The organism is Pseudomonas sp. 8(2025) (assembly GCF_052665325.1).
In genome coordinates, this window is record NZ_JBQOIE010000009.1 from 84,888 (window position 1) to 106,141 (window position 21,254).

Consider the following 21,254-nt stretch of genomic DNA (forward strand, 5'->3'; position numbering starts at 1 on the left):
TGGCAGCCACGACCGGCGTCTTGAGCCAAGCCCTTGATATACAAGGGCGTATCAATCGGCATGGAACTTGCTAAAACCTCAGCCTAGTTCTCTTACACAGGTTCCCGATCATGTTGGTCAACGCCCAGAAATCCGTTTCGGTGCAGCCCACCTCGCGCACCGATATGGACCCGACTACCGCAGCCGCCAGCGCGCTGTACAGCGGCATGCTGCAACAGGCCCAGAACTCCGTGACCTATCCGGCGTCCCAGTCCTCCAGCCAGCAGGCCAACAGCGTGGACGACAACGTCAACGCCGCCTTCGCCAAGACCCGCGTGCTGCTCCAGGCCACGCCACCGACCGCCAGCGCCGCGCAGGCTACCAGCGCGACGGAAACCGGTGCGCTGAGCGAGTTCAAGGACTACATGAGCAAGACCCCGGAACAGCGCCTGCGCGACAGCATCCTCAAGGACATGGGGCTGACCGAGGAAGACCTGAAGAACCTGCCGCCAGAGCGCCAACTGGCGATCAACCAGGAAATTGCCCAGCGCCTGCAGGACAAGATGCAACTGGCCAAGGAAGAGAAAGACGCCAAGGACAGCGCCAAACCGGTGGACGAGAAGTTCCTCGCCGCGCTGTAACCCCGCCGGGCACAAAAAAGGGTTCCCCATGGGAACCCTTTTTTGTGCCCGGCGAAAACCGGCTACTGCAACTGCAGGGTCGAGTTGAACTGGCTGATGGCATCCACGACGTGCCGCGAGCCCTGCTGGATCTCCAGGATCACCTCCCCTGCCTCATTCGCCAGTTCGACCCCGAGCCCGGTGCGGCTCAGGCTCGACTGCATGCTGGTCACCGCGCTCGTCGACAGGTCGTGGTTCTTGCGCACCACCTCGACGATTTCCACCGTCGCCTGGCTGGTGCGCGCCGCCAGGCTGCGCACCTCGTCCGCGACCACGGCGAAACCGCGCCCGTGCTCACCGGCACGGGCGGCCTCGATGGCCGCGTTGAGGGCCAGCAGGTTGGTCTGGTCGGCGATACCGCGGATGGTCTGGACGATGCTGCCGATGATGTCCGACTGCTTGCTCACCGCATCGATGCTGTGGGCCGCTTCATTGAGGTCATGGGAAATCTGCTGAATGATTTCCACGGTTTGCTGCACCACCTCCGAGCCCTTCTGCGCACAGGCGTCGTTCTGCACCGAGGTGCTGTGGGCGGACTCGGCGGCGGAGCGCAAGGTGGTCATCTGATCGGTGATGTCGCTGGCGATCTTCACCACCTTGTACAGGCGGCCCTTGGTATCGAACAGCGGGTTGTAGGAGGCTTCGAGAAACACCGTCTGCCCATACTTGTTTTCCCGCTCGAAACGATGGGAGTGAAACTCGCCCCGGTTCAACGAAGCCCAGAATTGCTTGTACTCCGGGGATTCAGCCTCGGAACGGTGGCAGAACATGCTGTGATGCTGGCCAACGATTTCATTCAGGGTGTACTGCATGGTCTTCAGGAAGTTGTCGTTGGCGGTGATGATCCTGCCGTCCGGGCTGAACTCGATTATGGCCATGGAACGGCCGATAGCGTTCAGCAGGCTCTGGTTCTCATGTTCGACATGGATGCGTTCGGAGATGTCCGACGCCACCTTGATCACACTGCGCACCTGACGATCGGCATCGAACACCGGCATGTAGCTGGCTTCGAGCCAGATCTCCCGGCCACGCTTGTCCAGGCGCAGAAAAGTCCCGCTGACCGGTTCGCCACGCCCCAGGTCGCGCCACAGCTTGCTGTACTCCTCGCTGCGATAGAACTCTTCCTCACAGAAAATCCGGTGATGCTTGCCACGTATGTCTTCTGCGGAGTAGCCCATGACCTGGCAGAAGTTTTCATTGGCATCCAGCACGATGCCATCGGGCGAGAACTCGATCATCGCCATGGAACGACTGATCGCCGCCAACTTGGCGTTGGCCTCGCTCAGCGCACAGTTGAATCGTTCGATTTCCAGCAGGTCAGCCTTGTGATGTAGGTTAAACATGGTTGTATCACCTTCAACGCTGTCTTTTGATTGACGGAAGTTTCTAGTCTTTCAACTGATCCACCACAACGATCTATAAAACAGGGCAAGCGCCTCCCTCCATATGAGAGAGGAAGTGTCAGGTGATAAATGATGTTTAATCGGAGAGTCCATGTTGCAACGCTCTTATCAAGCCATCCTTTACTTGATGCCCCATTTCCGGGCCTGACCTAACAAAGTTAAGAAACTCCATCTAAATCGACACTCCTGATACTGCGGTGCCTCTAACTGCGCACTCTCGCCTTTATTCATGAATTCAATACTGCGCCCTGGATGAAGGTCGCACGCATACCGGTTACATCGGCGCAGGCCGCTCGGGACGGATACTCATAGGCCAACAGATACGAATTTTCACAATTGAGCATAGACAGCCGCAGTCTCTATGCAAGGCCACTAGTCAGTCTGTTTTCACAACTTTCGAGGTATTGAAGTGCATTCGCGACAAGTAACAAACAAGACATAAACAGAGCCTGTGGCAAAGCCCGGGAAGCTCCCGCACTAAAACTCTTCGAGGGTCGACAGAAACGCCTGGACCAGAACACTCGACTCCCGCCCCGGCGCCGCTACCAGGGCGAACTCCCGCTCCACTCCTGTGCTCAGTTCCAGCACCCGCAACCCTTCGCGCTGCACCGGTAACGTACTCTGTGGCACCAGAGTCACTCCCAGCCGCTCGCGCACCAGGCTGAAGGCACTGTTCCATTCCCGCACCTCCACCCGGACGTCGGCCAGGGGGATCCCGGCCTCGGCGGCCAGGCTGCGGGCATTCACCGAACAGCCCCCGGTGGCCAGGACAAAGGGCTGCGCCAGCAAGGTTTCAAGGTCGATGGTCGAGGCCTGCCAGGGGTGATCTTCAGGTAGCACCGCGACCCACGAATCACGCCCCAGCAACCAAGAGCGGCGCTCGGGGGCCGGGTTGAGCACGACCCCAAGGTCCACCAGTTGCGCCTCTAGCAGCGTTTCGACCTCATCATCACTGACCTCCAGCTGCACCACCTCGATGCCCGGATACAGCTGCTTGAAACGCCGCAGCAACGGCGGCAGGAAAGTCGCCAGGACCATGGGAAAGCCCGCCAGTCGCACACTGCCTTGAGGAATGCCCCGCGCCGCGTCCACCTGCCGGCGGACCTCGGCCAGGGCCTCAAGCATCACCCGCGCCTGGGCCAGCACCTGCAAACCGATCGCCGTGGGCAGCGCCTGGCGGCTCTCGCGGACAAACAGCTGCACCCCGAGCATGTCCTCCATCTGGGCGAGGGCCTGGCTGGCCCCGGACTGGGTCATGCCCACCTGCTCGGCGGCCCGGGTGATGGTGGCGCACTCGGCAATCGCCACCAGCAGGCGCCAGTGCATCAGGTTCATCATGGCAGTAGCTGTCCTTATGGCAGTGTTCTGAAAGATTAATTTTACCCATGTTGCCGCCTTGCACGACACTGGCTCGCACGTTCACCAGAGACCTGCCGATGAAACTCTACTACGCCCCACAAGCCTGCTCCCTGGCCTCCCATATCGTGCTGCGCGAGCTGCAATTGCCGTTCGAGGCCATCCGCGTCGACAACCGCAGCAAGCGCACCGCCGACGGCCGGGACTTCCTCGCCATCAACCCCAAGGGCTACGTAGCCGCGCTGCAACTGGACGATGGCCAGGTCCTGACTGAAGGCCCGGCCATCCTGCAATACCTCGCCGACCTCAAGCCCGAGTCCGGCCTGGCCGCGGCCAATGGCAGCTGGGAACGGGTGCGCCTGCAGGAAACCCTGAACTTCATTACCAGCGAAGTGCACGGGATCATGGGCTGGCTGTTCAATCCGGGGGTCGATGATGGGGTGAAAGAGGTGTTCAAGCAGAAGTTGTTCAAGCGCCTGGCCTTGCTCGAGCAGACGCTGGAACACCAGGACTACCTGCAAGGCGCGCAGTTCGGGATCGCCGATGCCTACCTGTTCACCGTCCTGCGCTGGACGGCATTGTTCGCCATAGACCTGGCGAACTGGCCGGCGCTGTCGCGGTTCCAGGCTCGGGTCGAACAGCGACCGGCGGTACGCGATGCCCTGGCGCTGGAACTGGCCTGAGGGGAGAGAGCACGAAGCCCGCGGGGCGGGCTTCGTCAAAGTGATCAGTGGCCGAAGATATTCACTTCGGTCTTCTTGGCCTTTTTTTCGGCGCGTTTCTCGTCTGCGCTCTTTGCCGGCTTTTTCTTGGCATTTTTCTTGGCGTTCATACCTTTGGACATGACGTTCACTCCACTGATGCGGGAAAGGCTTCAGGTATAGCACCTATAGTCGGCCAGGGTTCTTTTATAATCCGCCGGCCCCTGTTGCCAAATCCGGAAACCTCATGCCCGACCTCCAGATCAACCTGCTTGCCGAGGTTGAACGGCCCTTGCTGAACAAGTTCTATCGCCAGCACCGGTCATCCATGCGCGCCGCTTCCGAGGGCCAGCTCTGGGTTGCCAGAAGCAGTGAAATCATCGCTGGCATGAGCCTGAGCCCGGCAGCTGAAGGCTATTGGCTGACGGGCCTGTTCGTCGCCCCGACCAGTCGCGGCCAGGGGCTGGCCAGCCAGCTGGTGGGGCAGGCCGTGCAAAGCGTCGAAGGCCCGGTCTGGCTGTTCTGCCATCCGGACCTGCAGGCCCTGTACCGGTCGATGGGCTTCTGCAGCACGACCTGCCTGCCACACGCCTTGAACGAACGGCTGGCCCGCTACCAGCGCAGCAAACCGTTGCTGGCCATGGCCATCGACCGGCCTGCGTCGAGGCCCTGACACCGGGCGGGCCGGAGCTTATTCGTCGGCGTTGGGGTCGAGGTCGGGAAACAGCACTTCGGTGAAGCCGAACTTGCTGAAATCGCTGATCCGCGAGGGATACAGCCGGCCGATCAGGTGATCGCACTCATGCTGCACCACCCGGGCGTGGAAACCCGAGGCCACGCGCACAATGGGCTCGCCCCTGGGGTCGAAGCCTTCGTAGCGGATGTGCTGGTAGCGCTGCACCGCGCCGCGCAGGCCGGGAACCGAGAGACAACCTTCCCAGCCCTCTTCCAGCACCGGGCTCAAGGGCGTGATCAGCGGATTGATGAGGATGGTTTGCGGCACCGCTTCGGCTTCCGGATAACGTTCGCTGTGCTCGAAGCCGAAGATCACCAGTTGCAGGTCGACACCGATCTGCGGCGCCGCCAGGCCGACGCCACCCACGCTTTCCATGGTCTGGAACATATCGTCGATCAGTTCCCAGAGCTCGGGGCTGTCGAACATTTCCGGCGGTACCGGCGGGGCGATGCGCAGCAGGCGCTCATCGCCCATCTTGAGGATTTCACGGATCATGATCAGGCTTCGTCAGTGGTCGGCTTGAGCGAGTGGTCCCGGCCCAGTCCCGAAACGTGTTGTTTTTCGTCGTGCTGGTCAAAGTCCTTTTCGCCAGGGTCCTTGCCTTCGGCCGACATGTGTTCGATCACCGCGTTCATCTCCGCTCCCAGCAACAGCACCGCGGCGGAGATATAGAAGTACAGCAACAGCACGATGATCGCACCGATACTGCCATACATGGCGTTGTAGTTAGCGAACGTCTTCACGTAGTAGGCAAAACCCAGGGAAGCGACGATCCATACCACCACCGCCAGCACCGAGCCCGGGGTGATGAAGCGGAATTTCTGCTGCACATCGGGCATCACGTAGTACATCAGGGCCACGGCCACCATCATCAGCAGCACGATCACCGGCCAGCGCAGGATGGTCCACAGGGTGACGATGAAGTCCTCCAGGCCCACCTGCCCCGCCAGCCAGGCCATCACCTGCGGCCCCAGCACCATCAGCGCCGCGGCGGCCAGAAGCATGCCGGCAATGCCCACGGTGTAGAACACCGACAGCGGGAAGCGCTTCCAGATCGGCCGCCCCTCGACCACGTCGTATGCGGCGTTCATCGCGCTCATCATCAGGCGTACACCCGCCGAAGCGGTCCACAGGGCGATGACGATACCGATGGACAGCAGGCCACCCTTGGACTGCTGCAATTGATCGATGACCGGGTTGACCTGCTCCAGGGCCTCGTGGGGCAGCACCAGCTCCGACTGCAGGCGCAGCCAGGTGAAGAAGTCCGGCAGATGGAGGAAACCGATCAGGGCGATCAGGAACAGAATGAAGGGGAACAGCGAGAACAGCATCTGGTAGGCCAGTGCCGAGGCGTAGGTGGACATCTCGTCCGCGATGAACTCATTCACCGTGCGGATCAGTACCCGGTGCAGGGGCAAACCTTTGAGGTCCGGAAAAATCATAGCGTCTCCTTTCGCCGCAAAAAGGTTGAAGTCGATAGCGACTCAGGGGGCGTTTTCTACAACAAATTAGCCTAGTTGGCGAACCGCAACCATTTCCAGTGGCCGATTCCACTCTCTCACCCACACCTCACATGAAAACGGCCATCCGTGGATGGCCGCTGCAGTGGGTCATCGAACAGGCCGTTTTCAGGCCTTGTCGATGGTCTTTTTCACTGCATCCTTGGCTTTGCCCACCGCTTGCTGGGCTTCGCCTTTCTTCTCCTGCAGCTTGCCTTCAGCCTGCAGCTTGGTGTTGTCGGTGGCTTTGCCGACACCTTGCTTGACGTTACCGATGGCTTCGTTAGCCAGACCTTTTGCCTTATCCGCTGTGCTGCCCATGGTATTTCTCCGTAGAACATTCATTGATCGAACAAAGGGGATTGCGTCGTTACCCAAGGTTGACCCGCGGCTTTCGCGCAGAGTTTCAATTATTTTTGCCGGGCATTTCATCGCGCCGCCCAGGTAGCGCTTTATGTTTGCCGGGCAACCCGGGAGAATGCTCCCCCTGTTCAGGCCAAGCACTGAAGATCCAATCCCCGTAGGAACGTTATGAAACTCGATAAAAAGCAGGCTATCGCCCGCAGGAACCAGGAACTGGGCGGTGCGGTGCTGGGCGTCAACAACTGCCACTTCGCGGAGCTGAACCGCAACCGCAATATCTGGTGGTTCGATATCCTGGTCACCCGCCTGGCCATCGGTCAGTACGAATGGGTGCACCTGCTGCTGCACACCCCGGACACCGATCAACTGCTGCACCTGAAAGTGCCTACGGTGTTCCTGCGGGAAAAACTCGAAGGCCTAGTGATCCGCAACGAAGGCAAGCGCAAGGCCGCCCTGAGCCTGGAGTTGAGCGCCGACAAGGACTCCTTCCTCAAGGACGTGCGCCCGGCCGGCACCGGCGTGAGCTTCGCCCAGTTCCAGCAGTAAGGCGGGCGCCGCCCAATAAAAAAGCCCCGCACTGGCGGGGCTTTTTTGTGGGCGCTGCGGCTTACTTCTTCACGCCGAGCTTCTTCAGCTCTTCGTCACGCAGCTCGCGGCGCAGGATCTTGCCGACGTTGGTGGTTGGCAACGCATCGCGGAACTCAACAGCCTTGGGCACCTTGTAGCCGGTGACATTGGCACGCATGTGCGCCATCACCTGCTCCTTGGTCAGGGTCACGCCCGGCTTGACCACGATGAAGATCTTGATGGTCTCACCGGATTTCTCGTCCGGCACGCCGATCGCCGCGCACTGCAGCACGCCCGGCAGCGAGGCCAGTACGTCTTCCAGCTCATTGGGATAGACGTTGAAACCGGAGACCAGAATCATGTCCTTCTTGCGGTCGACGATGCGGATGTAGCCATTGGGCTGGATCAGCGCGATATCACCGGTCTTCAGCCAGCCTTCGCTGTTGAGGACTTCATCGGTGGCATCCTGGCGCTGCCAGTAGCCCTTCATCACCTGCGGGCCCTTCACGCACAGTTCGCCGACTTCGCCCAGGGGCAGCTCTTCCCCGGCGTCGTCCACCACCCGGCACAGGGTCGAAGGCACCGGAATGCCGATGGTGCCGATCTGGATGTTCTGGATCGGGTTGACCGTGGCCACCGGGCTGGTCTCGGTCATGCCGTAGCCTTCGCAGATCGGGCAGTTGGTCACTTCCTTCCAACGCTCGGCCGCCGCCAGTTGCAGGGCCATGCCACCGGACAAGGTGACTTTCAGCGCCGAGAAATCCAGCTTGCGGAACGCTTCACTGTTGCACAGGGCGACAAACAGGGTGTTGAGGCCGACGAAGCCGCTGAACTTCCACTTCGACAGCTCCTTGACCATCGCCGGCAAGTCCCGCGGGTTGCTGATCAGGATGTTGTGGTTGCCCATGAGCATGATGGCCATGCAATGGAAGGTGAACGCATAGATGTGGTACAGCGGCAGCGGGGTGATGAGGATCTCGCAGCCTTCATTGAGGTTGGAGCCCATCAGCGCCTTGCACTGCAGCATGTTGGCCACCAGGTTGCGGTGGGTCAGCATGGCGCCCTTGGCGACCCCGGTGGTGCCACCGGTGTATTGCAGCACTGCCACGTCGCTGCTGGCAGGGTTGGCTTCCTGCACTGGCTGGCCATGGCCCTTGCGCAGAACGTCATTGAACTTGACGGCCTGGGGCAGGTGATAGGCCGGCACCATCTTCTTCACGTACTTGACCACGCTGTTGATCAGCAGGCGCTTGAGCGGCGGCAGCAGGTCCGCCACTTCGGTGACGATCACATGCCTGACCCCGGTCTTGGGTACCACGGCCTCTGCCAGGTGGGCCATGTTGGCCAGGCAGACAAGGGCCTTGGCGCCGGAGTCGTTGAATTGGTGTTCCATTTCCCGCGCGGTGTACAGCGGGTTGGTATTGACCACGATCAGGCCGGCGCGGATCGCGCCGAATACCGCGATCGGGTATTGCAGCAGGTTGGGCAGTTGCAAGGCGATTCGATCGCCGGGCTGCAAATCGGTATGCTGCTGCAGGTACGCGGCAAAGGCCCCGGACAGTTCGTACAGTTCACCGTAGGTGATTGTCTTGCCGAGGTTGCTAAAGGCCGGTTTGTTAGCGAAACGTTGGCAGGACTGCTTCAACACCGCCTGAATATTCGGATACTCGTCTGGATTGATATCGGCAGCAATCCCAGCTGGGTACTTATCCTTCCAAAAGTCTTCGATCATGGAAGCCCACTCCTCAGCAACGCGAATTCATCACCGCATTTGATGCGATTATTATTTGTCTGTGTTTTTTATTGGTGTCTATTGTTGGTGAGTCTGGCTTTTACTTAGGCCGAGAAGTCACAAAGCGCGCCGAGAGTAGCAGCTTTGGAAAAGGCCGACTAGAGCCAAATAAGGCCTGAATAGTCACAAAAATGACTCAAGACACTTAAATAGTCACTTTTAGAGTAAAAATTCTATCCGCCTGAATTCCGCTCTGGCCCGGGGCTTTGCGCCCCTCGGAATGCAGAGCGGGCAAGCCGGTTGCGCCAACCGGCTTGCCCGCCAGGTAAAAGCCCTGGGCTCAAGCGATATCGCGCAACTCGCGGCGCAGGATCTTGCCCACCGGGGTCATCGGCAAAGAGTCACGCAGCACAATGTGCTTGGGCACCTTGTAGCCGGTGAAATTCTCTTTGCAGTAGGCCTTGAGCTCTTCAAGGCTGACCCCCGCCTCACGTGGCACCACAAACAGCTTCACCGCCTCGCCGGAACGCTCGTCCGGTATGCCGATGACTGCACAGTTGGCGACTTTCGGGTGAGCCATGACCACATCCTCGATCTCGTTCGGGTACACGTTGAAACCCGAGACGATGATCATGTCCTTCTTGCGATCGACGATGCGCACGAAACCGTCCGGATCGATCACCGCGATATCACCGGACTTGAACCAGCCCTCGGCATCCAGCACTTCGGCGGTGGCCTCGGGTTTGTTCCAGTAGCCCTTCATGATCTGCGGGCCCTTGATGCACAGCTCGCCCCGCTCGCCCAACGGCAGCTCGACGCCCTGGTCATCGATGATCTTCAAGGTGGTGCCCGGTACCGGCAGGCCGACGGTGCCCAGCCGCGAACGCTCGCCATAGGGGTTGGTACAGGCCACCGGCGAGGTTTCGGTCAGCCCGTAGCCTTCGGTGATCCGGCAGCCGGTCAGCTTCTGCCAGCGCTCGGCGGTAGCCTTGATCAGGGCCGTGCCGCCAGAGTTGGTGAGCTTCAGATTGGAAAAATCCAGGTTCTTGAAATCCGGGTGATCCATCAGTGCCACAAACAGCGTGTTGAGCCCCAGTAGCGCAGAAAAACGCCACTTCTTCAGCTCCTTGATGAAGCCGCCGATGTCCCGCGGGTTGGTGATCAGCACGTTGTGGTTGCCGGTCACCATCATGCACATGCAGTTCGCGGTGAAGGCATAGATGTGGTACAGCGGCAGCGGCGCGATCATCACCTCCTGGCCTTCACGCCACTGGGTGTGGCCGTCGGGCCCATGCTGGCCGAGGCAGGCCCGCGCCTGCTGCATGTTGGCCACCAGGTTGCCGTGGGTCAGCATCGCGCCCTTGGCCAGGCCGGTGGTGCCCCCGGTGTACTGCAGCACCGCAACATCGTCGTGGCCCACCTGCAGCGGCTTGATGCTCTGGCCACGCCCCAGGCGCAGGGCACTCTTGAAGGAAATGGCCTGGGGCAGGTCGTAGGCCGGCACCATCTTCTTGACCTTGTCCACCACGGTATTGATCAGCCAGCCCTTGGCGCTGGGCATCATGTCGCCCATCCGGGCCTCGATCAGGAACTGGATATCGGTATCCCCCAGCACTTCCTGGACCTTCTGGCCGAAGATGTTCAGGTAGACCAAGGCCCGGGCCCCGCAATCCTTGAACTGGTGGCGCATCTCCCGCGCGGTGTACAGCGGGTTGGTATTGACCACCACCAGCCCTGCGCGCAAGGCTCCGAATACCGCGATCGGGTACTGCAAAACGTTGGGCATCTGCACCGCAATACGGTCTCCCGGAACCAGATCGGTATGGCTTTGCAGATAACCGGCGAAGGCCGCGCTGTAGCGTTCCAGCTCGGCGTAGGTGAGGGTCACGCCCATGTTGCTGAAGGCCGGGCGATCAGCGAATTTCTTGCAGGAACGCTCAAACACCTCGATCACCGACTTGAAGGCCCCCAGGTCGATCTCGTTGGGGACGCCAGCGGGGCGCTTATCATTCCAGAAATCAGGTTGCATTATTCTTGTCCTCTCTTGTACCTGAGCTGTCCGGGCCGCCACTGCAACGCTCTCAGGGGCGGGGCTCCTCGGACGTTAGCAGCTATGGCGATTCAGGCAAATATGCGCAAGTGTGTCATTAATTTTGTGAATCTTGCTTCCAACGGGCGCGCGAATCAGACGCCCAGGCACCGATGCGCTATAAAGTGCAGCGTCTTCGAGCAAAGGAATCGCCATGACCCATGACACGTTCTGGTTGACCACGAGCGACCACCACCGCCTCTTCGTCAACCAGTGGCTGCCCGAACCGCCACTCAAGGCGGTAGTCCTGCTGTCCCACGGCATGGCCGAGCACAGCGGGCGCTACGCGCGCCTGGCGCAGGCCTTGTGCGCCGAAGGCTATGCCGTCTACGCCCCCGACCAGCGTGGCCACGGCAAGACGGCGGAACAGGGGGTGCTGGGCCACTACGCAGACCAGAACGGCTGGAGCAAGGTGGTCGGCGACCTGGCCAGCCTCAACCAGCACATCGGCCAGCAGCACCCCGGCACGCCCATCGTGCTTCTAGGCCACAGCATGGGCAGCTACATCGCCCAGGCCTATCTGCAACATCACAGCGCTAGCCTGCACGGGGCGATTCTCAGCGGCTCGAATTTCCAGCCGGTGGCGCTGTACCGCGTCGCCAGCCTGATCGCCCGCATCGAACGCTGGCGCCAGGGCGGCCAGGGGCGCAGCGCACTGATCGAATGGCTGTCCTTCGGTTCGTTCAACAAGGCGTTCAAACCCAATCGCACCGCCTTCGACTGGCTCAGCCGCGACCCGGCGGAAGTCGACAAGTACGTGGCCGATCCATTGTGCGGCTTTCGTTGCACCAACCAGTTGTGGATCGATCTGCTGGGCGGGCTGCAGCAAATCAGCAAGATTGCCAACCTCAAGCAGATCGATCCGGGCCTGCCGCTGCTGGTAATGGGTGGTGAATGTGATCCGGTGAGCGCTGGCAAGCGTCTCAAGGATCTGGCCAACGCGTTGCGCGAGGCCGGCAGCCAGTGCCTGCAACTCAATATCTACCCCCAGGCACGTCATGAGCTGTTCAACGAAAGCAACCGTGACCAAGTGACCCACGACGTGCTGGCCTGGCTCGACCAGGCCCTGCAGCACCGCCGGCCACCGCGGTCGGAATAGCCGGTGCGCAGCCAGTGCGCTTATTTATCTGTCAGAGGATTTCAGCAACATGACCCAGGTAACCAACACGCCTTACGAAGCCCTGGAAGTCGGCCAGACCGCCCAGTACAGCAAGACCGTCGAGGAGCGTGACATCCAGCTGTTCGCCGCCATGTCCGGCGACCACAACCCGGTGCACCTGGACCCAGAGTTCGCCGCCGCCACCATGTTCAAGGAGCGCATCGCCCACGGCATGTTCAGCGGTGCGCTGATCAGTGCCGCCGTGGCCTGCGAGCTGCCAGGCCCGGGCACCATCTACATCGGCCAGCAGATGAGCTTCCAGAAGCCGGTGAAGATTGGCGACACCCTGACCGTGCGCCTGGAGATCCTCGAAAAACTGCCCAAGTTCCGCGTGCGCATCGCCACCCGCGTGTTCAACCAGCGCGATGAGCTGGTGGTGGACGGCGAAGCCGAGATTCTCGCGCCACGCAAGCAACAGACCGTGACCCTGCCGACCCTGCCAGCCATCACCATCGGCTGAGTCTCGCTCCCCAGGAGCCGGCTTGTCGGCGAAGGCTATGCCGGCGCTTTCGCCGGCAAGCCGGCTCCTACTGTTTGCCGCCCTCCTCCACCTGCACACTGGCTGTCATGCCGGCGCTCAGGTTGATGCCTTCGGGCACCTTGTCGAGCTTGATCCGCACCGGAATCCGTTGGGCCAGGCGTACCCAGTTGAAGGTCGGCTCCACTTCCGCCAGCAGTTGCCCGTCAGGTGTGGCATTACGGTCGGTGATCCCCCGGCTGATGCTTTCCACATGGCCTTGCAGGGCATCACCGGCGCTCATCAGCCAGACCTTCACCGGGTCGCCGACCTGGATCCGCGGCAACTTGGTTTCCTCGAAATAGGCCTGGACATAGAAGGTCGAGTCATCGATCAGCGCCATCACCGGCTGCCCGGCATTGACGTAGTTACCCTCGGCCAGGCGCAAGTTGGTGATATGCCCGTCACGGGGCGCATGCACCTGGCTACGGGCCAGGTTCAATTCGGCGACCTTGGCCTCGGCCTGGGCCTGGCGCAGCTCGCCACGGGCAATGCCGGCGTTGATCTGGGCGTTTTCGCGCAGCTCGGCGCTGATGGCCTGGGGGCCAAGAGCAGCGCGGCGGCTGGCTTCATGTTCGCGCAGGCTCAACTGCTGCTGGCGGGTCTGCACCACCGCCTGGGCTTTTTCCAGGGCGGCCTCGAAACGGTCGCGGTCGATGCTCAGCAACAGCTCGCCGGCCTTGACTGGCTGGTTGTCCGCCACCTTGAGCTCGCGCACCCAGCCGGACACATCCGGGGCGACTATCACCACGTCGGCGCGGATCCGCGCATCGCGGGTCCAGGGCGTAAGCATGTAGTACTGCCACAGGTGATAACCGGCAAAGATCGCCACCGCCACCAGGCAGAGGGTAAACACGACACGTACGGGTGTACGCATGATCAACTCCTTATAAGGGCCCCAGGACCAGCGTAATGACCGTCAAGACACAGACATACAGGGCACAATCGAACAGTGCTTCGTGCCAGATCCAGCGGCCCAGCCCGGTTACCCGCACCAGCATCCGCAGGGCACCGGTCAGCACCAGCGCCAGCACCACATAAATCAGGAACGGGCTGAGCAGCACCCCGCCCAGCGACCACTCACGCAGCCCCATGACTTTCCTCCTGCTGCCGGCACCAACTGCGCCAGCTGCTTTGCAATTGCACGACGGCGCCCTGCGCCAGTTTCAACGCATCACTGGGCGGCTGCTGCCCCAGCGCCTCCAGCAGGGCCACGCTGGCCTGCTCCAGGGCATCCTGACGACTGCCCGCCGGGCCTTGTTCCAGGGTGCGCTGCAGGTGCTCGAAATAAGCTCGCTGCGCGGCGCCGACCGGTACCTGGGCCACCGCCAGGCTCAGGCGCAGGTGCATCAGTTCGTCGCCGATATCCAGGCCCAGCAGGCCATCGTCCCAGCGGCTGCGGGCCGGCTCCGGCAGTTCCGGATAATGCCGCGCCAGTTGCAACAGGCGGTCGGCCATGCGCCCGCCAAACCAGCTTTCCGCACCCCGCAGGTTGCGCCGGGTCAGGCGCACCAGGTCGTGCAGGGTCGCAGCCAGCAGGCGCCGGCCGTGCCACGCCGGGTTGCGCAGGATCAGCAGATGGAAGGCCAGCACCGCAGCGCCCACCCCCAGCACCATGGCCTGGGCGTTATTGAAGAAACTGGCCACATCGAAACTCATGCGGTTCATCGGCGAGATCAGCACGATGAAGTGCAGGCAGAACGAAGTGGCCGTGGCGCCGATCTGCGGCTTGGCCATGCCCAGGGCGCCGAAGAACAGCGGCACGCCCATGGCCATCGCCAGCATCGGGAAACCGCTCCACTGAGGCAGCAGGATCTGCCCCACCACGAAGGCTGCCGGAACCGCCAGAAAGATCCCGCGCATGAAGCTCATGCCAATCTGCGCCCCGTTCTCGCGGCTGGCGAACAGGCTGCAGACCACACAGGTCAGCAGCATCGCCCCGGAGGCCGCGGGCCAGGCGGTGGCCAGCCAGAAGCTGGCCACCGTCAGAAAAGCCAGGGCGCTGCGGGCGCCGAATACCAGGGCCAGCGACAAGTCGCGGTGAGGTGTCAGCGTCGCCGGCTGCACCATTGCCCCACGCCCCTCCTGCACCGCTGAAAGGGCCTGGGTGGCAGCCAGGGCGGTGTCCAGCAACAAGCTGAAACGCGCCAGGCAGTAACTCTGCGCCGGGCTGATCGCCCCATCGCGGGAGGCCTCCAGCACTCGTGGCGACAAGGCTTGCAGGCTGGCACCCTCAGCGCTGTCCAGGGCCGCCAGGACCTGATCCATCCACGGCTGTAACCGCGCGGCTTCGACGCTATCCAACTGCTTCCACTGGCGCCGCACCGAACGGGAGATGCGCAGCAGCATCAACAGTTTCTGGCTCAGGCCACCGATCGCCCGGGCCCGCTGGCGGCCCAGCGGGCCTTCGAACCAGGCATGTTCGCGCTGGGCATCGACGGCGACGATGCGCCCGAGGATCTCCAGCAGGCCCTTGCGGGCCTGGGCATCCCCGGCCAGGGTGGCACGGGCCGCCTGCATCCCGCTGTGCCAGGCGCTGCGGGCCTGATCGGCCAACTGTCGCTCGACGCGCAGCGGCCAGAGCAGCGCGCTGCTGGCGGTGGCGCAGATGATACCCAGGGAAATCTCCGTACAGCGGGCCACCGCCTGGTCGAAGATCCCCAGGGGATGGCTGATGGCCGGCAAGGCAATGATGGCCACGGTGTAGCCGGCCAGCACGAAGGAGTAGGACCAGGCACTGCGCAACAGGGTCGAACTGGCCGTGCACAACCCCAGCCACAGCGCCAGGGCCAGGAGGAACAGCCAGGGGGTCTGGGCGAACAGCCCCATGAACAGCACCGACATAAGGGTGCCCACCAAGGTCCCCAACAGCCGCGCCAGACCTTTTTGCAAGACCATGCCGGACAGCGGCTGAGCCACGATGAATGCGGTCATCAGGGCCCAGGCCGGTTGCTCCAGCCCCCAGCGCAATGCCAGCCACAGCGCTACCCCACCACCGAGCAGGGTCTTGATCGCGAACTGCAATGCAGGAAGGTTGGGAGCAAGCAGGGCTTGCAGGGTAATGGGCACGGCTGGCAACTCTTGGCAGGACAAACACAACGATAGTCGCGATAGACATCAGCGAAGCTGGGCTAATTATTAGCTAGCTAACTAAATACCGTCCAGCATTAAATTACCGGCATAAAAAAACGCCAGACTGGCTGGCGTTTTTGACAGGTTTTGACCCTTACGAACGGGCGCGTGCCTGATTGCGCAGGGCCTTGACCTGGTCGTGATTGCGTTGCACGCCGTGGTACTGGCGCTCTACCACATCACGAATACCCACCAGGTTGTGCTTGTTGATCTTCTCCAGAGCCTCCTTGTAGGCCTTCAGTGCATGGTCTTCACCACGCTCGGCTTCGTTGAGCACCGCCTCCTCGTCCTTGCCGGTCACCAGGGACTTGAGGTCGACCCAGCGACGGTGCAGGTCGCCGCTGACACTGGTGGAGGTTTCCGGATCCCCGCCCATGGAGCGCACTACCGACTGCAGTTCTGCCGCGGCCGTGGCGCAATCGGTGGAGCGCTTGATGAACAGCGCCTTGAGCTCGGGGTGCTTGATGTCTTCGGCACAGGTCTTGAACCCTTCCTGACCGTCCTTGCTGGTCTCGATCAGGCTGTTGAGTACCGAAATAGCTTCTTTGTTCAAGTCAGTCATTTTCTGGTTCCTTGTGGGTTGCGAGAATTGGGTTAACTCGAGAGTTGAGTTAGTTGAGTTAACTGTTGCACCCGCCATGCCAGACTTGGATTATATTTTTATTCCTTACTATTCAATTACTTAGAAAATATACAAAAATCTGTATCCGAGTTATTTGCATGATCTGTCATTTGGCCTCCATGCAGAATGCCTGTATTTTCCAAGACTCTTGAATGACACGACAGCCCCCGCCATGACCCCTGAAACTCTTGAACTGCTGGTCACCCGGGAAATGCCCTTCGGCAAATACAAGGGCCGAATCCTGGCCGACCTGCCCGGCCCCTACCTGAACTGGTTCGCCCGGGAAGGTTTTCCCAAGGGCGAACTCGGCGGCCTGCTGGCCCTGATGCAGGAAATCGACCACAACGGCCTTAGCGACCTGCTCGATCCCCTGCGGGCCAAACACGGCAAACCCAAACCCCGTCACTGAAAAAGAGCCCTCCATGCCAAGGACTGCAGCCACACTTGCCCACGACGAAGACCATTGGCAGGGCATCGCTTGCCAGTTCGACATCGAGCCGGGGCCGATCAACCTGGAAAACGGCTACTTCGGGCGCATGACCCGCAGCGTGGCCCAGGAGTACCAGCACAACATCCAGTGGGTGAACCGCAGCAACTCGCTGCTGGTGCGCCAGCGCTTCGAGCAGATCGACGCGCTGGACATCCGCCGCCAACTGGCGGCGCTGCTGCAGGCGCCGGAAAACGCCGTGGCCCTCACCCGCTGTGCCTCCGACGCCCTGCAATCGCTGATCCGCAACTACAACCGCCTGCAACCGGGCGACCAGGTGCTGCTCAGCGACCTGGAGTACGACACGGTCAAGAGCGCCATGCGCTGGCTGGCCCGCCAGCGCGGCGTCGAAGTGATAGAGATCGTCCACCGGCATCCTGCCAGTTTTGACAGCCTTGTAAGCACCTACAAAGACGCTTTCGAGCGCTACCCACGGCTCAAGCTGATGCCCCTGACCTATGTCACCCATCGCAGCGGGCTGGTGATGCCGGTCCGGGCAATTGCCGCCGCCGCTCTGGAACACGGGGTCGACATCATCCTCGACGGCGCCCACGCCCTGGGCCAGATCGACTTCGACCTTCGCGACCTGGGCATCGCCTTCGCCGGTTTCAACCTGCACAAGTGGATCGGCGCACCGCTGAGCCTGGGCTTTGTGTATATCCACCCCGAACGCCTGGAAGACATCGACCCGGACATGGACGAGTTCCATTTTCCCCGTGACGACGTGCGCGCCCGTACGCCCTACAGCACGCCAAACATTCCGGCGCTGATGACCCTGCCCCGGGTGTTCGAGGAACACCGGGCGATGGGTGGTGCGGCGGCCAAGGGCGCGCGCCTGAACTACCTGCGCCATAGCTGGAGCGAAGCGGTGCGCGAAATGGACGGGCTGGAAGTCATGACCCCGCAGGACCCGCGCCTGTGCTGCGCCATCAGCGCTGTGCGCTTCACCCGCCACCAGGACCAGCAAGCCCTGGCGGATCGCCTGCTACGGGACTACAACCTGTTTACCGTGGCCCGCAATGGCGCAGGGTTCGGCACCTGCATCCGCATCACTCCGGGGCTGACCACTCCCCTTGCGCATATGCAGCAGTTGATCGAAGCCCTCACCGACCTGGCCGGCCGGTAAGCCCTGCCCACCTGTCGCGCGCCGGGCAGCGCTATTCTCCAGGCAAAAAAAAACGGTGCGCCGACCAAGCGCACCGTAAAGCCGTAGAACACACCAACGAATCGGGTAGAACCTTCAGTCCAGCAGGGCCAGGGCCTCGGCCGTGCACTCCTGGATCCGTGCCCAGTCGCCGTTCTTGATCCACTCGGGATCGAGCATCCAGCTACCGCCGACACACATCACATTCTTGAGCGCCATGTAGCTCTTGATATTGGCCGGGCCGACGCCGCCGGTAGGGCAGAACTTGACCTCGCCGAACGGCCCGCCCAGGGCCTTGATCGCCGCCACGCCACCACTGACTTCCGCCGGGAACAGCTTGAAGCGGCGATAGCCCAGGGCATAACCCTCCATGATCCCGGAAGCATTGCTGATCCCCGGCAGCAGGGGAATCGGGCTGGCCACGCTGGCTTGCAGCAGGTCGCGGGTGATCCCCGGGGTGACAATGAACTGCGAACCTGCCGCCTCCGCCGCCACCAACATCTGCGGGTCGAGCACAGTGCCGGCGCCGGTCACCAGCTCCGGGCGCTGTTCGCGCAGGATCTGGATCGCCTTGAGGCCGAACTGCGAACGCAGGGTCACTTCCAGGGCGGTCAGGCCGCCGGCCGCCAGGGCATCGGCCAGCGGCAGGACATCCTGCTCGCGGGCAATGGTGATCACCGGCAGGATCCGCGCCTTGGCGCAGAGGCTGTCGATCAGGGCAACTTTGTCCGCCATGGAAACGGTCGGGGCGAGGTTTGTCATAGCGGCTGATCCTTGGCTCATGGGCACCAGTAAATCTCTAACGGGGTTTGCAGGAAGGCGCGAATCGGCATTTCGGCGACAGCGTCACCAGCCAGTGCGGCGCTCAGGGTGGTCAGCTTGGACTGACCGGAAATCGACAACAGGCTGTTGCGGGCCGAAGCCAGCAATGCCCGGCTCATGCTCAGGCGCTGATGGGGCACGCTGGGCGCCAGCATCGGCCAGCAGCGACGAGTGCCATCGGCCTTGAGCGCTTCAGCCAGGTTCGGGCTGTTGGGGAACAGCGACGCGGTGTGGCCGTCATCCCCCATGCCCAGCACCAGCACATCGATGCCCGGCAGTTCGGCCAGCAGACTGTCCGCTTGCAGGGCAGCCTCTTCAAGATTGGCCGCCGCACTGTAGAGGCCGAGGAAGCGAGCCTTGGCCACCGGCCCCTGGAGCAGGTAGCGCTTGAGCAGGCCCGCATTGCTGTCGGCATGCTCCACAGGCACCCAGCGCTCGTCCGCCAGGGTGATCAGCACCTTGGACCAATCCAGCTCCTGCTTCACCAGGGCCTGGAAAAACGCCACCGGGCTACGGCCACCGGACACCACCAGGGTGGCGTTGCCGCGCGCGGCAATGGCCTCGCGCAGCAGCTCGGCGACCTTCAGCGCCTGGCCTTCAGCCAGCAGCGTGGGGCTGCGGAATTCGTGGGCGCGCACGCCCGCCGGCAGTTGCAAATCAGATATCGCCATACCAAGACCTCCCATCCCGCGTGATCAGTGCAATGGAGCTCATCGGCCCCCAGGACCCGGCCGCGTACGGCTTGGGCGCATCGCCGGATTTCTTCCACCCGGCAATCAACTGGTCACACCACTTCCACGCGGCTTCGATTTCATCTTTGCGCACAAACAGGTTCTGATTGCCGCGCATCACTTCCAGCAACAACCGCTCGTAGGCATCGGGGATCCGTGCACTGCGATAGGTATCGGAAAAATTCAGCTGCAACGGACCGCTGCGCAGTTGCATGCCCTTGTCCAGGCCCTGCTCCTTGGTCATCACCCGCAACGAGATACCTTCGTCCGGCTGCAGGCGGATGATCAGCTTGTTGCTGATCTGCAGGCGCTGCTCGGGGGCGAAGATGTAGTGCGAGGGTTCCTTGAAGTGGATGACGATCTGCGACAGCTTCTGTGGCATGCGCTTGCCGGTGCGCAGGTAGAACGGCACACCGGCCCAGCGCCAGTTGCGGATATCGGCGCGCAGGGCGACGAAGGTCTCGGTGTCGCTCTGGGTGTTGGAGTTTTCTTCCTCCAGGTAGCCCGGCACCGACTGGCCTTCGCTGTGGCCGGCGATGTACTGGCCGCGCACCACCTGGGTGGTCAGGCCTTCCGGGCTGATGGGCGCCAGGGCCTTGAGCACCTTGACCTTCTCGTCGCGGATGCTGTCGGCCGAAAGGTCGGCCGGCGGGTCCATCGCGATCAGGCAGAGCAGTTGCAGCAAGTGGTTCTGGATCATGTCCCGCAGTTGGCCGGCCTTGTCGAAATAGCCCCAGCGACCTTCGATGCCGACCTTCTCGGCCACGGTGATTTCCACGTGGGAGATGTAGTTCTGGTTCCACTGGGTTTCGAACAGGCTGTTGGCGAAACGCAGGGCAATCAGGTTCTGCACCGTTTCCTTGCCCAGGTAGTGGTCGATCCGGTAGATGCGGGTTTCCGGGAAGAACTGCGCCACCGCGTCGTTGACCTTGCGTGATGAATCCAGGTCCGAGCCGATGGGTTTTTCCAGGACCACACGGGTGTGCTGGTTGAGCCCGACCCGGGAGAGGTTTTCGCAGATCGCGCCATACACCGCCGCCGGCGTGGCGAAGTAGGCAATCAGGCGCTGCTCGCTGCCGACACGTTCGGCCAGGGCGACGTAGTCCTCGGCCTTGAGGAAGTCCACATGCAGGTAGCTCAGGCGGGCGAGAAAACGCTGCAGGACCTGGCTATCGATATCCTTGTCGCCGACATACTTGTGCAGCTCGGTTTCGATATTCGCCAGGTGTTCCTGCTCGCTGCCAGGCTCGCGGGCCAGGGCCAGGATGCGCGTGTCGTCATGCAGCAAACCGGCGGCATCGAGTTGGTACAGGGCAGGAAACAGCTTACGCAGCGCCAGATCGCCCAGCGCGCCAAACAAGGCAAAGGTGCAGGGTTCAACCGTTATCGAAGGCATGATGTTTGTTCTTTTATCAAGTTAAGCTACAAATACCTTTTTTCAAGGCATCACTCAAGGAAAAATGTAGTAATAAACACAACATTTTTACAAAATACAGATTCCAGGTGGTGGTCGATCCGGGCCATCAGTAGGATAG

22 protein-coding genes and 1 pseudogene are annotated in these 21,254 nt (G+C 61.7%); 8 read left to right on the top strand and 15 right to left on the bottom strand.

Translation table 11 applies throughout. The annotated features are described in order from the left end of the window. The first annotated feature begins 110 nt into the window (after positions 1–110). Positions 111–620, top strand: coding sequence for a hypothetical protein (locus tag ACUXVH_RS18160; protein WP_011062843.1), 510 nt, complete (start codon positions 111–113; stop codon positions 618–620). 62 nt (positions 621–682) lie between these two features. Here the strand turns inward: ACUXVH_RS18160 and ACUXVH_RS18165 are convergent, their stop codons facing one another. From ACUXVH_RS18165 to ACUXVH_RS18175, 3 genes and pseudogenes are all read right to left on the bottom strand, one after another. After that, on the bottom strand, positions 683–1,222 hold the full coding sequence (locus ACUXVH_RS18165; protein ID WP_225368817.1) for a methyl-accepting chemotaxis protein: 540 nt from the start codon (positions 1,220–1,222) through the stop codon (positions 683–685). Positions 1,223–1,228: 6 nt separating this feature from the next. Further along, positions 1,229–2,002 (bottom strand): annotated as a pseudogene (locus ACUXVH_RS18170) (PAS domain-containing protein); the annotation flags it as partial. A 537-nt stretch (positions 2,003–2,539) separates the two neighbouring features. After that, positions 2,540–3,400: a LysR family transcriptional regulator gene (locus ACUXVH_RS18175; protein ID WP_041774414.1), complete on the bottom strand. Its 861-nt coding sequence runs from the start codon at positions 3,398–3,400 to the stop codon at positions 2,540–2,542. A gap of 98 nt (positions 3,401–3,498) precedes the next feature. Here ACUXVH_RS18175 and gstA point away from each other — a divergent pair, with 98 nt between their 5' ends. Together gstA and ACUXVH_RS18185 are read left to right on the top strand one after the other, a co-directional pair. Further along, a complete protein-coding gene (gene gstA, locus ACUXVH_RS18180; protein ID WP_123397311.1) occupies positions 3,499–4,101 on the top strand; it encodes a glutathione transferase GstA in 603 nt (200 codons plus the stop codon). Positions 4,102–4,366: 265 nt separating this feature from the next. Next, positions 4,367–4,792 carry a GNAT family N-acetyltransferase gene (locus ACUXVH_RS18185; protein WP_065365382.1) on the top strand — a complete coding sequence of 142 codons (426 nt, stop codon included), beginning with the start codon at positions 4,367–4,369 and terminating at the stop codon, positions 4,790–4,792. An 18-nt stretch (positions 4,793–4,810) separates the two neighbouring features. Here ACUXVH_RS18185 and def read toward each other — a convergent pair whose 3' ends face one another. The 3 genes from def to ACUXVH_RS18200 form a co-directional block, all read right to left on the bottom strand. Next, positions 4,811–5,350, bottom strand: a complete 540-nt coding sequence (def, locus tag ACUXVH_RS18190) for a peptide deformylase (protein WP_011062848.1) — start codon at positions 5,348–5,350, stop codon at positions 4,811–4,813. A 2-nt stretch (positions 5,351–5,352) separates the two neighbouring features. Then, the gene (locus ACUXVH_RS18195) at positions 5,353–6,297 is read right to left on the bottom strand and encodes a YihY/virulence factor BrkB family protein (RefSeq protein ID WP_015636729.1); all 945 of its coding nucleotides are present in this window, start codon (positions 6,295–6,297) and stop codon (positions 5,353–5,355) included. A 186-nt stretch (positions 6,298–6,483) separates the two neighbouring features. Continuing rightward, complete coding sequence (locus ACUXVH_RS18200; protein ID WP_011062850.1) at positions 6,484–6,675, bottom strand: CsbD family protein; 192 nt, start codon at positions 6,673–6,675, stop codon at positions 6,484–6,486. A 210-nt stretch (positions 6,676–6,885) separates the two neighbouring features. Between ACUXVH_RS18200 and ACUXVH_RS18205 the strand changes: the two genes are divergently transcribed. Further along, the gene (locus ACUXVH_RS18205; RefSeq protein WP_015636730.1) at positions 6,886–7,263 is read left to right on the top strand and encodes a hypothetical protein; all 378 of its coding nucleotides are present in this window, start codon (positions 6,886–6,888) and stop codon (positions 7,261–7,263) included. A gap of 61 nt (positions 7,264–7,324) precedes the next feature. Here the strand turns inward: ACUXVH_RS18205 and fadD1 are convergent, their stop codons facing one another. Next, the gene (gene fadD1, locus ACUXVH_RS18210) at positions 7,325–9,016 is read right to left on the bottom strand and encodes a long-chain-fatty-acid--CoA ligase FadD1 (RefSeq protein WP_011062852.1); all 1,692 of its coding nucleotides are present in this window, start codon (positions 9,014–9,016) and stop codon (positions 7,325–7,327) included. A gap of 340 nt (positions 9,017–9,356) precedes the next feature. Then, on the bottom strand, positions 9,357–11,045 hold the full coding sequence (fadD2, locus tag ACUXVH_RS18215) for a long-chain-fatty-acid--CoA ligase FadD2 (RefSeq protein WP_065365381.1): 1,689 nt from the start codon (positions 11,043–11,045) through the stop codon (positions 9,357–9,359). 214 nt (positions 11,046–11,259) lie between these two features. Between fadD2 and ACUXVH_RS18220 the strand changes: the two genes are divergently transcribed. Both ACUXVH_RS18220 and ACUXVH_RS18225 read left to right on the top strand, forming a co-directional pair. Continuing rightward, complete coding sequence (locus ACUXVH_RS18220) at positions 11,260–12,204, top strand: alpha/beta hydrolase (protein WP_011062854.1); 945 nt, start codon at positions 11,260–11,262, stop codon at positions 12,202–12,204. A 49-nt stretch (positions 12,205–12,253) separates the two neighbouring features. Further along, positions 12,254–12,724: a MaoC family dehydratase gene (locus tag ACUXVH_RS18225; RefSeq protein ID WP_011062855.1), complete on the top strand. Its 471-nt coding sequence runs from the start codon at positions 12,254–12,256 to the stop codon at positions 12,722–12,724. 67 nt (positions 12,725–12,791) lie between these two features. Here the strand turns inward: ACUXVH_RS18225 and ACUXVH_RS18230 are convergent, their stop codons facing one another. The 4 genes from ACUXVH_RS18230 to ACUXVH_RS18245 form a co-directional block, all read right to left on the bottom strand. Next, a complete protein-coding gene (locus ACUXVH_RS18230; protein WP_011062856.1) occupies positions 12,792–13,658 on the bottom strand; it encodes an efflux RND transporter periplasmic adaptor subunit in 867 nt (288 codons plus the stop codon). A 10-nt stretch (positions 13,659–13,668) separates the two neighbouring features. Further along, positions 13,669–13,875, bottom strand: a complete 207-nt coding sequence (locus ACUXVH_RS18235; RefSeq protein ID WP_011062857.1) for a DUF1656 domain-containing protein — start codon at positions 13,873–13,875, stop codon at positions 13,669–13,671. Continuing rightward, positions 13,862–15,850, bottom strand: a complete 1,989-nt coding sequence (locus ACUXVH_RS18240; RefSeq protein ID WP_065365380.1) for an FUSC family protein — start codon at positions 15,848–15,850, stop codon at positions 13,862–13,864. The genes ACUXVH_RS18235 and ACUXVH_RS18240 overlap by 14 nt, the downstream gene beginning before the upstream one ends. Positions 15,851–16,007: 157 nt before the next feature. Further along, a complete protein-coding gene (locus ACUXVH_RS18245; protein ID WP_011062859.1) occupies positions 16,008–16,475 on the bottom strand; it encodes a ferritin-like domain-containing protein in 468 nt (155 codons plus the stop codon). A 232-nt stretch (positions 16,476–16,707) separates the two neighbouring features. Here ACUXVH_RS18245 and ACUXVH_RS18250 point away from each other — a divergent pair, with 232 nt between their 5' ends. Together ACUXVH_RS18250 and ACUXVH_RS18255 are read left to right on the top strand one after the other, a co-directional pair. Next, positions 16,708–16,944 (top strand): DUF3820 family protein, encoded by a 237-nt coding sequence (locus ACUXVH_RS18250; protein ID WP_015636734.1) that lies wholly within the window; start codon positions 16,708–16,710, stop codon positions 16,942–16,944. A gap of 13 nt (positions 16,945–16,957) precedes the next feature. Further along, entirely contained in the window at positions 16,958–18,148 is a 1,191-nt protein-coding gene (locus ACUXVH_RS18255; protein WP_065365379.1) for an aminotransferase class V-fold PLP-dependent enzyme, read from the top strand. Positions 18,149–18,262: 114 nt separating this feature from the next. Here the strand turns inward: ACUXVH_RS18255 and ACUXVH_RS18260 are convergent, their stop codons facing one another. Genes ACUXVH_RS18260 through zwf form a run of 3 tightly spaced genes read right to left on the bottom strand, consistent with a single transcriptional unit; the run spans position 18,263 to position 21,115 of the window. After that, the gene (locus ACUXVH_RS18260) at positions 18,263–18,928 is read right to left on the bottom strand and encodes a bifunctional 4-hydroxy-2-oxoglutarate aldolase/2-dehydro-3-deoxy-phosphogluconate aldolase (RefSeq protein ID WP_015636736.1); all 666 of its coding nucleotides are present in this window, start codon (positions 18,926–18,928) and stop codon (positions 18,263–18,265) included. A gap of 17 nt (positions 18,929–18,945) precedes the next feature. Further along, positions 18,946–19,659 carry a 6-phosphogluconolactonase gene (gene pgl, locus ACUXVH_RS18265; RefSeq protein ID WP_019094569.1) on the bottom strand — a complete coding sequence of 238 codons (714 nt, stop codon included), beginning with the start codon at positions 19,657–19,659 and terminating at the stop codon, positions 18,946–18,948. Then, positions 19,646–21,115, bottom strand: coding sequence for a glucose-6-phosphate dehydrogenase (zwf, locus tag ACUXVH_RS18270; RefSeq protein ID WP_015636738.1), 1,470 nt, complete (start codon positions 21,113–21,115; stop codon positions 19,646–19,648). Before zwf ends, pgl begins: the two co-directional genes overlap by 14 nt. Positions 21,116–21,254: the final 139 nt, after the last annotated feature.

What these genes read in the sequence shown, in the direction of transcription:
- ACUXVH_RS18160 (WP_011062843.1), top strand. Translation starts at nt 111, where the DNA reads ATGTTGGTCAACGCCCAGAAATCCGTTTCGGTGCAGCCCACCTCGCGC.
- ACUXVH_RS18165 (WP_225368817.1), bottom strand. Translation starts at nt 1,222, where the DNA reads ATGACCACCTTGCGCTCCGCCGCCGAGTCCGCCCACAGCACCTCGGTG.
- ACUXVH_RS18175 (WP_041774414.1), bottom strand. Translation starts at nt 3,400, where the DNA reads ATGATGAACCTGATGCACTGGCGCCTGCTGGTGGCGATTGCCGAGTGC.
- gstA (WP_123397311.1), top strand. Translation starts at nt 3,499, where the DNA reads ATGAAACTCTACTACGCCCCACAAGCCTGCTCCCTGGCCTCCCATATC.
- ACUXVH_RS18185 (WP_065365382.1), top strand. Translation starts at nt 4,367, where the DNA reads ATGCCCGACCTCCAGATCAACCTGCTTGCCGAGGTTGAACGGCCCTTG.
- def (WP_011062848.1), bottom strand. Translation starts at nt 5,350, where the DNA reads ATGATCCGTGAAATCCTCAAGATGGGCGATGAGCGCCTGCTGCGCATC.
- ACUXVH_RS18195 (WP_015636729.1), bottom strand. Translation starts at nt 6,297, where the DNA reads ATGATTTTTCCGGACCTCAAAGGTTTGCCCCTGCACCGGGTACTGATC.
- ACUXVH_RS18200 (WP_011062850.1), bottom strand. Translation starts at nt 6,675, where the DNA reads ATGGGCAGCACAGCGGATAAGGCAAAAGGTCTGGCTAACGAAGCCATC.
- ACUXVH_RS18205 (WP_015636730.1), top strand. Translation starts at nt 6,886, where the DNA reads ATGAAACTCGATAAAAAGCAGGCTATCGCCCGCAGGAACCAGGAACTG.
- fadD1 (WP_011062852.1), bottom strand. Translation starts at nt 9,016, where the DNA reads ATGATCGAAGACTTTTGGAAGGATAAGTACCCAGCTGGGATTGCTGCC.
- fadD2 (WP_065365381.1), bottom strand. Translation starts at nt 11,045, where the DNA reads ATGCAACCTGATTTCTGGAATGATAAGCGCCCCGCTGGCGTCCCCAAC.
- ACUXVH_RS18220 (WP_011062854.1), top strand. Translation starts at nt 11,260, where the DNA reads ATGACCCATGACACGTTCTGGTTGACCACGAGCGACCACCACCGCCTC.
- ACUXVH_RS18225 (WP_011062855.1), top strand. Translation starts at nt 12,254, where the DNA reads ATGACCCAGGTAACCAACACGCCTTACGAAGCCCTGGAAGTCGGCCAG.
- ACUXVH_RS18230 (WP_011062856.1), bottom strand. Translation starts at nt 13,658, where the DNA reads ATGCGTACACCCGTACGTGTCGTGTTTACCCTCTGCCTGGTGGCGGTG.
- ACUXVH_RS18235 (WP_011062857.1), bottom strand. Translation starts at nt 13,875, where the DNA reads ATGGGGCTGCGTGAGTGGTCGCTGGGCGGGGTGCTGCTCAGCCCGTTC.
- ACUXVH_RS18245 (WP_011062859.1), bottom strand. Translation starts at nt 16,475, where the DNA reads ATGACTGACTTGAACAAAGAAGCTATTTCGGTACTCAACAGCCTGATC.
- ACUXVH_RS18250 (WP_015636734.1), top strand. Translation starts at nt 16,708, where the DNA reads ATGACCCCTGAAACTCTTGAACTGCTGGTCACCCGGGAAATGCCCTTC.
- ACUXVH_RS18255 (WP_065365379.1), top strand. Translation starts at nt 16,958, where the DNA reads ATGCCAAGGACTGCAGCCACACTTGCCCACGACGAAGACCATTGGCAG.
- ACUXVH_RS18260 (WP_015636736.1), bottom strand. Translation starts at nt 18,928, where the DNA reads ATGACAAACCTCGCCCCGACCGTTTCCATGGCGGACAAAGTTGCCCTG.
- pgl (WP_019094569.1), bottom strand. Translation starts at nt 19,659, where the DNA reads ATGGCGATATCTGATTTGCAACTGCCGGCGGGCGTGCGCGCCCACGAA.
- zwf (WP_015636738.1), bottom strand. Translation starts at nt 21,115, where the DNA reads ATGCCTTCGATAACGGTTGAACCCTGCACCTTTGCCTTGTTTGGCGCG.